Consider the following 13699-nt stretch of genomic DNA (forward strand, 5'->3'; position numbering starts at 1 on the left):
TGTGAGCGTTGACTCCCTTTAGGCGGCTTCAGCCGCGCACCTTGTGCCCTTGACGCCGCAGCGTTTCAAAAAGGCAGTGATAATCGTAAAGCTCAAACCTTTGCCCGCTAGCCTCCAGCAGCTTCTCCGAAATCCAAGCTGCGTCGTCCTTCGAAAATGCGTAGCCAAACCCTTCGAACTCCATTTCAACACCGCCAGGTCTGACAGTCCGGATAGAGATCGCTGTATAGCTCTCGCGATCGGGCATGATTTCAGGGCTAATTTTATTGAAAGGAATCTCACCAGTTGCGTCCAAATGCCAGTCCATCAACAGCCTGTATTTGCGCGTCAGGAGTGGCTCACATTCTCTGGCTACAGCTCTGGCCGTTTCCGCGCTCGGCTGCTCCACAATCGCAACTGCTTCCGCCAAATAGAATGCCAACTCATAGGCGACAGCTGCGCTGAACTCAATCCATTCGGAGTCGAACTCGACCATTACGGCGCCCTCGCCTACAGCTTTGATCGAGCAGTCATAGTAGTCCTCACATTCTCTCTCGCGCCAGCAGAGCAATTTACGTTGAAAATGTGAGGTGGTTGGAGCGGTGGCTGTATCAAGACTCATTAAATCCTCGGTTGAGATTGTGTTTCTCCAACCATAAACGGAAGAATTTTTGAGAACTTGAGTTGTATTGGAAAAATTTTCTTGCCCTTTATGCGACGCCATCACTCCTATGTATCTCGGGCCTGTAAACCGTAAACCTCAGGTCTGATGCGCAGCCCGATCGTCAGTGGGGCCATTCGAAACCGATGCTAAAGATCTTCATATCCTGTATATGCTCGGCTCTGTAGCTGTACATATGTGCATATGTCACGCCCTCCACTATTGTGTTATCTTCCCATAATAGATTCAGCCCTCCCCCGGAAATATTTCATTAGAAATGCCACCGCGGTCTGCACATCCCTTTCTTCAGTAAAGACGTTAAATGGCCACATCAAACTCAGTATTTCAGCGCCTCAGCGGCGCAGATGAATCGGGCAGTATCCGTATGCCTCAGAAGGAGCTCAACGCAACGCTGCAGATGTTTCAGGTCGACGTGCTCGCCTCTAATCTGGAGTCGTATTCGATCAATCCCGAACGGGCTCGGGGGAAGTATCCTTGGGCAACCCGCTTTGCTATGGGGCATCCACTGGCTCCCTGGCAACGGCCTGCAGCCTGGACGGAGGAACAACAGGTTAGGTTTATCACGTCGATCTGGATGGGTTCAGACCTTGGGTCGTACCTGGTGAACGGGTGGTATGAGTTTGCCGATGGTGATGCCTATGCGCTTAACAGCGAGGTTTTGCTCGATGGCCAGCAGCGGCTCACAGCTCTGGAAGGCTATCTGCTTGGCAAGTTTGGCGTGCCCGATTCGGATGGATGCTTAAGGTTCTGGTCTGAAGTCGGTGATAAGGAGCGGAAGCGCTTCCTCGGGATACCCTTCGCTCAAGCCCGGGTGCACTCGAGCGATGAGGTTGCCTTGCGTAAGGTTTACGATCTTCGTGCATTTGGTGGTACGGCACATACCGAGGATCAGCGGGCATCCGCTTAACGGGCTAATGCACAGCGAGGGGGTTGGCGTGCCCCTCCCGGGGCCGGCTGTCGTAAACCACGCCCCCGGCTTTAGCCGGCGTCGCGGCCCGCTGGGCTTCCATCCCCACGCCTCCGGCCGATGGCCTGCGCGCTCCGCTTGCCTCCGCGGATGCCTTGACATAACAGTGTAAGGGCGCCTTCTTCCGGCTAAATCCAGTCTTCTTCAATGTATGCTTGCATGCTCGTCACCAGAGGTTCCATGGGTACGGATTCAAGCTAACCCACCACGCCTACTGAATCAACCTTAGCTCAGTCTCCGTGGAGAGCTTGCCAATGGGCCTCGAGATGCCTCATCTCTTTCTCCCACTCATCGACGAATTTTTCTAGGTCATGCAGATATGGGCCTTCGGCTAACCTCGTTGAGCCGATGCTCGCTTGGGCAAATCGCTCGCGCCACGGCGCCGGAATGGTCAGCTCATCGACGATCTTACGGCCTGAGGGATGAGCCGACGAACTGACTCGATCGAGGAGATGCTTGCAGGAACGAGCGACATCATCCAAATCTTGCTGAACTACTTGCAGTTCCTGGAGGAGAACTATCGCTTTTGGATCGCCAGGCTGGAGTGCGGACAGAGCCCAAAGCAGCCTTCGTAGCCGACGCTCGCCTTCAATTAAATCGGCCAAGGTTTTACCCCTCCTCGCTCAGGCCGGCTTCCACCTGGTTGGCCTTGATGGCTTTGGCTGCTGCCTGTCCTCCCCGCTTAGTAAGGTCGATGCCGATGACCTTTATGTCCTCAGCGCCAGGATATTTAGAGGCGATAGTCAACCAGTGTTCCTGCAAGGCTGCTACCAAGCCGTCAAACCCGACTCGAGCACCCTTTGGGGTCTCCCACCTGGTTTGATCATCTCGGCTGACAAGCAAAAAGATTCCACAACTCGACCTGTCATCACGAAGGTAATCCCCGCATAGCTGATTCTCAAGGCGCTCGAAATGCTGCGGCCCAGTCCAGTTCTGCGAGAGCTTCAGTTCAACCGGTACGGGGGCATCGAACTGGGTGTTCAGGAACCTGTAGTCCGGTCGCTTATCGTCTGCTAGCTGTTCCTCCTGGACTACCCCGTAGCGGCTAGCAGCCCGGTCTCTACACCAGTCCCCGATAAATTTTCGAACCGAGGTCTCCTGGCTTGAAGGCAAAAGAAGCTCTGCCCAGCTTGAGTCACTCTCTTCCAGCACATGCTTCAAATCCATTAGGCGATCGATAGCCAAATTCCAAAGCTCTCGGTGCGTGGTAGGAGTGCTTTCCAGCGAGTTATGGAAGTCAATGACTTTCTCTGGTGGCCAAGGCGGCGTTTGAGAATCTGCCGTGGCTTTCTGTTGCGCGTAGAAAGCACTCCAAGGGCGAAGGCTCTCAGCAGGATGAGCACAGGCAATTTCTTCCAAGGCCAGGAATGCTTCTTTCCCAGGTGTTTCTCGAATGAACGCTAGAAGTCCGTCACGAGCATACTGGGCATCGTCCCTCAGGCCAGGCGAGTAGACCCCTGTTCCTGCGCGTTGAATGTCATCTGCGATACGCACGTATTCGTTGACAAGCAGGTAAAGCGCCTTGGCATGTTCGACAGTTTTGTAATTCTGCCGGCAACGGCGTGCATTGTGGCCACCAACGATGCCAATCAGGCAGAGCATTGCGAATTGCGCTTTTGCCTCGTCTGAAGGCAGCGAGTCAATGCGAGTTGCCAGTGCCGGGATACCCTTAGCTGGGTCTGATCCAATCCACATAGCAAACCAAGAAGGCGCGATATCCAGATCGTTCTCTACCATGGCACGCTCGCTGGCTAGATCAGCCAGTGCCTGATTGCTGACTGAGGACTCTACTACAACGCTCAGCACGAGTTGAAGAGATTCCAGTGTTTTTACAGGTTGGGCTAGACGGGCCATGAGCTGAGTTGATAGCGCGTCATACAGCCATTCGCCACTGTACCGCAGTCTACGTAGGACATGATTGCCACCAGAGTCCGCGTGCGACTCACCCAACTCGTAACAGATCTCACGCATTACTATTTCTTGAAGGAGTTGCGGCCAGCGTTCGAACAGGTTAGGCAGCCACTCTGGGAAGCCATTCAGTTCAAGCAGGGCGTAACGAACGGCATACTCTGCATCTCTACGAGACATTTGGAGGAGGCTGGAGGGCTCTTCTCTGGCTTCGATAGCAAGCCCCGTCAAGCCCAGGATTACCTGATAGGGCACGTCATTCGCCGGCGCGCCTTCAGATGGAAGCTTGGGGCAGTAGTTTCTCCAGAAAGTAATCACACCCCCGCGAAACGCTTGAGCGACCGGCATCCCGAACTCAGGAACGAGTGATTGCCAGTTGCCGTTGTTCCATGAGCTTGAGGATGACGTCCCGTCGCGCATCATGTCCAAGAGGTACACTTGATTACGTGTCATCATCCCAGGCTTTGGGCTGTTGATCAGTGCTACCTCGGCAGCGAGCCCTTCTCGCCAGCCGCGACGTCGGTTTTCTTCCTCAGCCTTCCATTGGGCCGCCTCTTCTTTCCACTGAGCTTGCTGGATCTGCCATTCCTCGACTTGTCGCGGCGGCGGATTCAGCATGAGCTCCAGCTTATCGCCAAGCTCAGCGTCGGACTCAGTGGCCTTTCGAAGCTGCACCTGCCACTCAATCGGCGTGCCATGCTGCTGATAAATTTCAAAGGCCATACTCATCGCCATGTGGCGATCCTGCAACTCGGTGAGACTGAGAATTTGGTCGCAGGCGCGATCAAAATTCTGTTTATTCAGCGTCCAGAATGGTCGGAAACCGATCAATTGCCAGACATTAATGACTGGCTCGTTACGGTGCACACGCCCCTTTCGGGCAACCTCGACGTCGTGCCAGAACAGTTTGTAATCGAGCTCAGCCCAAGCAGGCACCGCTATTCTGAGATTCTCACCGACCTCTTGACTGTCTCGCTCATCATAGACATGTGCCAGCGCGAGTTTGCTCATGATGTCTAGAGCGGCCTCATCGAGTGCAAATGGATGACGATCTTGGATCAGTCGGAGCACACCTTGGCCAGCAATTTCGGCAAGCCAAATATACCTTTTCGAGATGGTGCTGAAACCATGATCTTTGGTAGGCGGCTTGGCCAGAAGCTCTCCTAGCCCACGGATAAAGGTGGGTAGATACTCCAGCGGCAAATCTGCTGCCAAGTTCGAAAGGTTAATCGTCAGGCTGTCCCTGCCACTGTAACGCTCCTTCTTGGCCGCTCGCTGGATCGCATCTAGCAACCAGCGAATTGAGTCATCGTTCGGCGGCAGGATATCGACAAGCTCTGCCAACCACTCCCGATTAATGTCCTCGTCACCATTCAGCAACCCTTGGCGTAGGTCAGCGACGTCCTGGGGTGTACCCAAATCGATGACGGCACGTATGGCTGCCAAACGCATGTGCTTGTGCTGTGCAGTGAGAGCGAATAGCTTCGTTTCTGCGAGCGCACCCATCACCTCCCCTTGCCAAACCATGCGTAGCAGGAACCAGGTGATATCGTCGTTTGTACTGTAGAGCGCCAGCAGGTCTTTGATATCCCCTGTGAGGTCATGGTGAGCGAATCTCTGTACAGCTGAATAGTCAGTCATCGACCAGCTATGGGCCGGCTGCGCCAAGTGCTCGCAAGTTTTACGCAATACGTTCCGGCGAGTCGTTAATGGGAGTTGGCCTGGATCACCACCCTCGAAGAATACCTCTGGAGCAACCTCCTCCAACCGTGCACAAATGCGATCATCCAAAAGCGCTAGCCAAGGCAGGACTGGACGCAGCGAGGGATTGATTACCTGCAGTCCGTATTGAGTGCGGAAGAACAGATTCTCGATCTTGACCCGAGAGGCCGAACCGCGGATCAGCTCGTGAAGCCACTCAGCCGTTAGGTATTCTCGAACGGTGCGATGGTGAAAACGAACCGTTCCATATATGCCAGGCTCGAAAATCGGCCGGCTTAGCAGTGTCCCTGCGTCCGCGTCATTCCAATTCTTGAGGACAGAACGAACCGGGATGCCCTTCTTATTGGCATCACCATCCGGTACGCGGACAGCAGACATCTGACCCAGTGTTGTCGCGGCGGCTATGAGGCAGACACCTTCGCGCAGTCTCTCTGGGGCGATAGGTTTGATCTCAGCGCGATTTTGGTCATGTTCTTCTAGGCGACGGTCGATGCTGCTTCTCATCAGCTCAAGGCGCGAACCTATACGGTGATGAGCGTGCCAATAGTCGACGAGCTCCAGGAAATCCAGTGGGCGCGTCGTCAACGACCACGCATCCCTCCGGTCAAGTTCAGCGCGGAAGCTCTTACCATCTGTGACACCGGTGGTTGCCAGGAACCGGTCGACCTGCTCTCCATGAATATCATCCAGAGTCACTACAACGAACGACCCACCTGACTCTGTCTCTGCTGGAATCGTGTGCGCTACACCTTCAGGTACATCAGCAGCATTTGCAGGCGCTTGCTTAGCTATGGGCGCAAAGGCAAACGTCGACTCACAGATCGCTAGATCTGTCCTAGCGCGCCACGCTGTGCTACGCCCGGTAATGAGTAGGTGCGCCTGGGCGCCAAGGTGTTGGGTCAACCGGCCAATTTTACGGATTGCGCGCTCAAAATCTCTCGGATCCTTTAACCGCGCCTCGTCTACTGAATCCATGAACAGCCAGCCTTCCGCACCGGAGTCCAGCCAGCTTTCGAATTCCTTGAAGCTGCCTTCTTCGATAGCGTCTTCCAAATCTGGGTAGACGTTTTCGATCCGCAGAAAGAAGGCCGTTTTCCCTTGGCTACGGAGCTGGCGGGTGACGTTCCGGATTTCAGCGGTCTTACCCGATCCAGCCTCTGAGAGCAGTATGACTCGTTGATGCTGAAGCAAGTCTGCCCAGCGAAGATCTCCAGTCCTGTTATGGCGACCGCTCAAGTCAACATCGTCAGTCGCGTCTGAATCGAAGGGGATTTTAGAGAAGGTACGATCAAGGTCAATAAAGTCGTCCAAATGCCACGTCATAGCGAGTCTCAAGCAGGTCAGGTACAGTCCCGAATCGGGCCGCAGAGGCTCAGCTATCCTACCTGAATTGGCGCCAGCATCGGCGCCCACCGCGGGAATTTGACTCAGTAATCCGAGGGGGCCAGCTTGCTCGACCCAGCTATACAATGTGCAATCATTGCCTCCCAGCGAGGCGGTTTCACGATGCTTAAAACATCCATCATAATGTACCGCGCGCCCTGCCTAACAAGCTCATCCTTAGACGCGCTAACGAAACCGCCTTAGTAGTGCTTGCGACCGAGCCCGCCTTCACCATCAAGCATCCGTTCGACGAACTCGATGGACATCTCCAGTTCGCCCTCAGCTTCCTTGAAGACTGACTCGAGTGATGTGTGATCACCGGAGGCCCGGAGCTTTGCAAGCAGCTCCAGCAGCTCTCGGCCCTGAGCCATGGGCATCTGGATGCTGCAGTACACGGTGTCCTTGTCGTCTCTGGCCATGGGATCCCCAAAAAACTCTCGTGCTCGGGCGCGCCCTTGCGGGCCGGCTGTCGTAAACCGAGCCGCTCGCCATGGCGGCGTCTCGGCCCTGCGGGCGTCCATCCTCGCGCCTGCGCGCTCCGCTTGCCTAGATGCTGATGACCCAAGGCGCGGCAGCGGAGCACAAGGAAGACGGCGATAATCAAGCCGCCCTCCTCTCTTACTTGTGAAGCTTACTGAAGCGAGACGCTAACGTTGCAGGTTCCATCACCATCCAGCTCTGTGGATCAGCCGTACATTTTACCATCCTCCAAGCAGCGTGAAGGAAAAATGCAGCCGCCAGGCCACCTTCCACAATTGCACAATTAGTTATGTCCGAGATCCCCACACCAGTGATACCGAGGAAGTACCCTAGATAAATATTGGCGGGCCACCCCAAGACAAAAACCACGGCAAAAGCGATCATCGCGTAGATAGCCAGATAGGACGGAACTTGCCACCGATATTTAGTAGCAAAACTTCTCACACCCTTACTGTTTTCGAACCCATATAGAACTCCGAAGTTTTTCTCTTTCTTCTTGGAGTTTTTGACAATCGTATACAGCGTGACGTTATCGCCTGCGTTAAGATCCTCGTAGAATTCAGTTTCCATCTGGATGTTCGGTATCTTATGTCCATCCAGACTCACAGTCGCTTTAAGTCCCTTGCTCATCCTATAGGTCACGTCGACGTAGTCGAGCTTCCCAGAGACCTTAGCGCAGTCAAATTTGATCACTATATATCCTTTGAATTCAGCCAATCGAGATGTGGCTAGGCACCCACCCAGCCTGGTCAGTGAGGCTGGGAGCACCTATCCAGGCAGCTTGCGTAAGCCTGATCGCCCCATAAAGGGGACTATAAACCGTCGAATGGGGCATGGCAATCTGACTTCATGCTCTATTTGCTGGAGCGTTTTATGCTGCCCCGCCATGCACTCGCAGCTGTCATCCGCGCTCTCCGAGCGATCAAGGGTGTGAGCCAGGCGGAGTTGCCTGCAGACCGCAAGCACCTCTACAAGCTCGAAGCCGGTCTTTCTAACATCAGTCTTGAAATGCTCGTTCAACTGGCTCAATCGCTGGATGTAGCTCCGGCCACGCTTGTTGTTCTATTTCAGGCAATCGATCAGTCATCCACGCCCGATTCGATCATCGACAGAGTAAGGTCTGAGCTGGTGGATTTTGGACGCCTGGGCGGGCCTGCAGAATTGGCTAGACAGGTCGAACTGGGTGGAGAGCAATCCAGAAACGCTGCTGTAGAGGATCGAAACGCCGCGATCCAAGCGTGCAAAGCCAAGGGTCTCACTCAACGACAAACGGCTGCTGAACTAGCGCTATCGAAATCCACCGTTGCCAGAGCGTGGTGATAGCAGATCGCGCGCCGTTGCCTCCACGTCAGCCGCACATCAATATATCCATCTAGCTGAAAACAGTGATGCTGTTGATCCGTAGACGCGTGAGGTATAGCCTTGTGGATTTCGACCACGATGCTCGTACACATCCGATTGCGCTGCTATCGACCTAGAAGCCTCAGAGCTTAAAACGAACGTTAACAGCGTTCTAAAAGCTTTCTGGCGCGCCCCCTTTGGGGGACGGCTGTCGTACACCAAGCCACTGCGTGGCTTGGCCCTTCGGGCTTCCATCCTCGCGTCTCCGACCCTCCTGGTCTGCGCGCTCCGCTTGCCGCTTAGGGGTCATGAATCAGCTCGTTTGAGGTCGCTTCCTCATCATCGGCGTCTACATCAACAGCCCATATGCGTATCACCATCAGGTAAAATATTGCGGTCTTCTAGGCTGATTTTGGAGCGTTCGTAGCTCATGCCTCATCTGCTTAAACTCCCGCAAAATCATGCTGGCCGCGACTTCATTGTGGGCGATATCCACTTCAAGACCCGAGAACTCCACAGGGGCCTGCAAGCGCTCGATTTCGATAAGTCTGTCGACCGGCTAATCGCCGTCGGGGATCTCATCGACCGTGGGCCAGACATGCTAGATGGCTTGAAGCTATTAGGCGAACCGTGGTTCTTCACCGTGAAGGGAAACCATGAGCAGATGCTCATCGACGCCTATCGAGCTAACCCACGCTTGCCCTACTCCGCTCATGACGCCCGGTGGTGGCTCACGATTGATGACGAGTCTAAGCCCATGATCATCGACAAGCTGGATAGCTTGCCGCTTGTTATTGAGGTGGAGACGGCACAGGGCTTGGTCGGTGTAGTGCACGCTGACGTGCCTGTGAGGCTGGCCTGGAATGATTTTACCCAGAGCCTCGATAGCACACAGATTCAGGATACCGCGCTGTGGGGTCGTGAGCGGATCAAGAAGCATCATCGCGGTGGTGTTCCGGGTGCTTGGCGTGTCTGTGTCGGGCACACCTGGATTCCGCATTCTCTGCGTCTTGGGAATGTCCTTGCTCTAGATGTCACTGGCGGTGGGCATGGCCCCTTGGCGATCTACTCACTGCAGGACGACGTCGTTTACGTGGATGGTAAAGCCTCTGGGCTCGATCAGGCAGAGCGCCTCGGTGAGCAACTGAACGAACTAGAGCAGTCGCTGACTTCATTCAAGACACTGCTGAGCGTGAACAAGCTTGTCGAATCGCAGATCGCTAGTCGCGATGCGGAAGCGCGTGCGCAGCAGATTACTTCTACCTGGCTTACACTGGCTGACGATATCACCAGCATACAGCAGCTGATGAATACCCTGCACGGATTGAGCCTGCTGTCCGGAGAACGCCGTGTGGTTAAGCAGGAGGAGCTGCAGACAAGGTACGCCGGCACGCCCACAGGGGAATTGCTCACACGGCTGTTTGGTTCCGGATGTGAATAATGGAAAACGTGCCGAACAATGCCTGATGCTTATCTTGCTCAAGAGATAGACTGCCAGGTTGCAGTACATAAACTGACCGTAAATCCACCCAAGGCCGCACCGGTGACCTCAGACGAAAAAAACACGAAGAACAAGGAGGCCACTGCCGCATACGAGCAGAAGCAAAACCGAAAGCGACCTAACTTCCTCAACCAGTCCATGCTTGATCAGATCGCGCATGATCACTCGCGATACCTCAAAGAGGTAGGCGCAAAAAGTAAGGAACGCTGAATTACCTACGTGACCATTTGCGGGAGGAAGCATGCAGTTTCAAAAAACCAGAGACCCTGAACGAGTTGAGGTTGAGCGCCGAGCAGCGGCCCATGCAGCAGCCGGCTACCCGTCTCCAAGACATGATCCTGCGATGGACGCGGAATCGATCATCAAGGCAGTCAAGCTTGCACGGGCCGTTGAGATTGCAAACTCAAAAACCTAGATCAGCATTAATCCAGCGTGGTGGGCGTCACTGTCTGCACTCGCAGAAATACCAGCATTGGTTGACCTCAAATCGGCTCGCAGCCAGCTGTCACGTAACGGATTCGCCAGTGATGGCCATGATCGCTCTGAACGGCACACCATAAGCTTGCTTCAATAGCGGGGCTCCAGCCTCCGCCATGCCCTGGATTGTTCGCTTCATAAAGTGCTCCTCAATGCATCACAGGCTGGATGCGATACTAGAACGTGATGACGAGCCTAGGCGAGTCGCCCCTCCGCCTGAGCTTGGATTCCCTGCAAATTTCTCAACGTAACGCCAAATCAACGCTTTACATAATGCCCCCGAATGGGAGCATTAGCCTCAAAAGCGCGCCTAATGTTCCCATATGGGGGCGGCACGCGAGACGTTGCTGAGAGGGCATTTCCCCTCGACGGGTGCTCCCGAGAAGCGGAAAATAGGCAGCTTCCCGACAGACCGGCATACCACCGGAGACGTACCCTACCCTATGATTCCTAAGGTTCTCCAGCTTCCCCGAAACCTCAATGGCCGCGACTTTGTTGTCGGAGACATTCACTTCAAAACCACGGATCTACATCGCGGATTGCATGCTGTGGGGTTCGACAGGACGAAGGATCGCTTGGTCGCGGTGGGTGATGTCATAGACCGCGGGCCCGGCGTGATGGACGGCCTGAAGCTGCTGGGTGAACCTTGGTTTTTTAGTGTTCAGGGCAACCACGAACGGATGCTGATCGACACCTATCAGGCTAAGCCTGAAGCTCGCTATTCGGCGCATGGCGCGGGCTGGTGGATGACCATCGCTGATGAGTCCAAAGGGATGATCGTCGACAAGCTTCGAGACCTGCCGATCTGCATTGAGATTGAGTCCGTGCGAGGGGTAGTCGGTGTCGTTCATGCTGATGTGCCCTTCGGTATGACCTGGTCGACCTTTGTCACCCAGCTCGACAACACCGCGATTGAGGAGATCGCTCTGTGGGGGCGAGATCGCATTGTTAAGCACCATCGTGAAGGCGTCCCGGGCGTATGGCGGGTCTGCACCGGGCATACGTGGATTCCGCGACCTCTGAGGTTGGGCAACGTGCTGGCGCTGGATGTCACCGGCGGCTCCGACGGTTCGCTGGCCATCTACAGCATTCAGGAAGACAAAATCTTCATTGATGGTGTTGCTACGTCGGTCGACCAGGTTGAATACTTGAGCGAGCAGCTTCAGGAGCTTGAGCTGCGTGCAGGGGATCTCAAGACTACGGTGAACAGTAACAAGCTCATCGAGACACAGGTAATGGCCGCGGAGCTGGAGTCGGTGGTGAAGCTGGTCAATTCAATGTGGCAAGACGTTCGCGAAGGCGTTGAGGAGCAGCAACGGCTAGTCAACGCACTGCATGGTCTGAGTCTTACGACTGGTGAGCGTCGGGGGGCCAAGATCGACGAGCTATGCGCCAGGTATGAGAACACACAGGTCGAAGGGCTTCTTCGACGATTGTTAGATTAAGAATGTTTTATGGAATACGTGATGAGCATCAGCCAGGCACGTCGACGGTTTCGTCGCGTGATCAAGCTCGCAGAGAAAGGTCATACGTTCATTTTGACTCGATGTGGTAAGCCAGTATGTCGGTTGGAGCTCGACGAGTAGGCATACAGAGCTTTCCAGGACGTGCCCATTAGGTCGGCTCTCGTGAACCAAGCCGGCCGCTTCGCTTTCGGCTTGGCCCTCCGCGCTTCATCCTCACGCCCTCGCGCCCCGCTTGCACGCGGCACCCGTACCAGATTCAGGTCGAGTATTTTCGTAGATCATTCAGTGGCGACTAGGCTATAGGCGCCAGCGATTGAGTGCCCTGAACTCATATCCAAATATACCCTTCAGTCGCTCAATGACTCCTGGTTGCCCTGAGTGACGAGCTGCCTCGAGTTTCTGGATCTTTGTGATCATTCTGACGATGCCTTCCCTTGCGCGCTGCCGACTTCCTGTCCTTTTCATTCATGCCTCGAGATGGGGTGGATAGCGTCTCGCGAGCTTGACCCTAGCATTTTGGCAAACGACGCGCCTATCCCATCAGACACAATGATTTGTCCTGGTACGGAAAAACTGTATATGCATACAGTGTATTTTTCCTGCCCGTAAATTTGATACCTCAGAGCACTCTGCCGTCTCATAACTGTCCAGAAAAGGCAGTATAGATAGCTTGAAAGGCCCGTGTTTTGGGGTTTACGAGAAATTATGGGGCTTGGACGGCATGTCCGGTTCCATGCCGTGCTACCAGCGCCAGCGATGCAAAAACAGCTCAATCGGTATGCGTTCTTCCGTAACCGATAGGCACACTGTATATATATACAGTTATTTTTATGTGGATTGCCCTTACATGGTCTTACCTGTGTCTTAGCGCCAGCTTGATTTTCTAGACACTCATACGATTTACACAAACGCTGCTGCTCGATCCTTCAGCATTGCACAATGACCAAACAGGTAGGCTCGGGTAACCTCAAGGGAACGAATTTCCGAGACATCTCAATGCCGCTCACTACCATCGCCAGGCTGCTGCAGGAGGCGACGCATGTTGTCGTTTTCACCGGCGCCGGTGTTTCCGCCGAGAGTGGAATCCCAACGTTCAGAGATGCATTGACCGGTCTCTGGTCTCGATTCGACCCTGCCAAACTGGCAACTGCCGAAGCATTCCGAGAGGATCCTAGTCTCTGCTGGGGGTGGTATGAGTCTCGAAGGCTGAAAGTGCTCCAAGCACAGCCAAATGCAGCTCATCTCGCGATAGCAGAGCTCGCTAAATACGTTCCTAAGCTGACAGTCGTAACTCAGAATGTGGATGAGCTGCACGAGCGAGCTGGCAGCCAAGACGTGATCCACCTTCACGGCAGCCTTCACTCCCCCAGGTGCATTGACTGTGGCAATGCTCACATGACACCCCTTCCTTCTGATGAATTACCCGTGGATGGTTGCCGTCTTGAGCCACCGCGGTGCGATGCATGCAATGGGTACGTCAGACCTGGAGTCGTTTGGTTCGGAGAAATGCTTCCGGAAGCAGCCTGGAGCGCTGGCCTTGCGGCTACAGGTGACTGTGACCTGTTTTTCTCGATCGGTACGTCCGGGGTCGTTTATCCAGCCGCGGAACTGCCCCTGCGTGCCCTAGGGGCTGGTGCCACGGTAGTTCATGTCAACCCGGTACGGTTGGCGGTCTCAGTGACCAAGTGCAACACCCGAGGTAAGGTGCTGCATGACTACTCACTACACCCACTTGACCATCGAAGAGCGCGTAACGCTAATGATCATGCGTATGCAAGGCGCCTCGCTGCGAG

The 13699-nt window shown here is 54.6% G+C and carries 11 protein-coding genes and 1 pseudogene; 7 read left to right on the forward strand and 5 right to left on the reverse strand.

Annotation, left to right across the window (positions count from 1 at the left end):
* Positions 1-28 precede the first annotated feature (28 nt).
* Entirely contained in the window at positions 29-703 is a 675-nt protein-coding gene (locus G7007_RS12545) for a hypothetical protein (protein ID WP_181102165.1), read from the reverse strand.
* Positions 704-962: 259 nt separating this feature from the next.
* On the opposite strand from G7007_RS12545, the gene G7007_RS12550 reads away from it, so the two are divergent.
* A complete protein-coding gene (locus G7007_RS12550; protein ID WP_258198560.1) occupies positions 963-1568 on the forward strand; it encodes a DUF262 domain-containing protein in 606 nt (201 codons plus the stop codon).
* Between the two features lie 290 nt (positions 1569-1858).
* Here the strand turns inward: G7007_RS12550 and G7007_RS12555 are convergent, their stop codons facing one another.
* From G7007_RS12555 to G7007_RS12570, 4 genes are all read right to left on the reverse strand, one after another.
* Entirely contained in the window at positions 1859-2233 is a 375-nt protein-coding gene (locus G7007_RS12555; RefSeq protein WP_181102167.1) for a hypothetical protein, read from the reverse strand.
* 4 nt (positions 2234-2237) lie between these two features.
* Positions 2238-6581 (reverse strand): NACHT domain-containing protein, encoded by a 4344-nt coding sequence (locus G7007_RS12560; RefSeq protein ID WP_181102169.1) that lies wholly within the window; start codon positions 6579-6581, stop codon positions 2238-2240.
* Positions 6582-6841: 260 nt separating this feature from the next.
* Positions 6842-7060: a hypothetical protein gene (locus G7007_RS12565; RefSeq protein ID WP_181102171.1), complete on the reverse strand. Its 219-nt coding sequence runs from the start codon at positions 7058-7060 to the stop codon at positions 6842-6844.
* Positions 7061-7259: 199 nt separating this feature from the next.
* On the reverse strand, positions 7260-7691 hold the full coding sequence (locus G7007_RS12570) for a hypothetical protein (RefSeq protein WP_219859059.1): 432 nt from the start codon (positions 7689-7691) through the stop codon (positions 7260-7262).
* 279 nt (positions 7692-7970) lie between these two features.
* Here G7007_RS12570 and G7007_RS12575 point away from each other — a divergent pair, with 279 nt between their 5' ends.
* The 6 genes and pseudogenes from G7007_RS12575 to G7007_RS12600 form a co-directional block, all read left to right on the forward strand.
* Positions 7971-8441 carry a helix-turn-helix domain-containing protein gene (locus G7007_RS12575; RefSeq protein WP_181102175.1) on the forward strand — a complete coding sequence of 157 codons (471 nt, stop codon included), beginning with the start codon at positions 7971-7973 and terminating at the stop codon, positions 8439-8441.
* Between the two features lie 451 nt (positions 8442-8892).
* On the forward strand, positions 8893-9903 hold the full coding sequence (locus tag G7007_RS12580; protein ID WP_181102177.1) for a metallophosphoesterase: 1011 nt from the start codon (positions 8893-8895) through the stop codon (positions 9901-9903).
* An 18-nt stretch (positions 9904-9921) separates the two neighbouring features.
* Positions 9922-10173, forward strand: a complete 252-nt coding sequence (locus G7007_RS12585; protein WP_181102190.1) for a hypothetical protein — start codon at positions 9922-9924, stop codon at positions 10171-10173.
* 710 nt (positions 10174-10883) lie between these two features.
* Positions 10884-11885, forward strand: coding sequence for a metallophosphoesterase (locus G7007_RS12590; protein WP_181102179.1), 1002 nt, complete (start codon positions 10884-10886; stop codon positions 11883-11885).
* A 21-nt stretch (positions 11886-11906) separates the two neighbouring features.
* The gene (locus G7007_RS22535; protein ID WP_181102181.1) at positions 11907-12026 is read left to right on the forward strand and encodes a type II toxin-antitoxin system Phd/YefM family antitoxin; all 120 of its coding nucleotides are present in this window, start codon (positions 11907-11909) and stop codon (positions 12024-12026) included.
* 876 nt (positions 12027-12902) lie between these two features.
* Positions 12903-13583, forward strand: a pseudogene (locus G7007_RS12600) (SIR2 family NAD-dependent protein deacylase); the annotation flags it as partial.
* Positions 13584-13699: the final 116 nt, after the last annotated feature.

Source organism: Pseudomonas entomophila (assembly GCF_013523125.1).
GTDB classification, from domain to species: domain Bacteria; phylum Pseudomonadota; class Gammaproteobacteria; order Pseudomonadales; family Pseudomonadaceae; genus Aquipseudomonas; species Aquipseudomonas entomophila_B.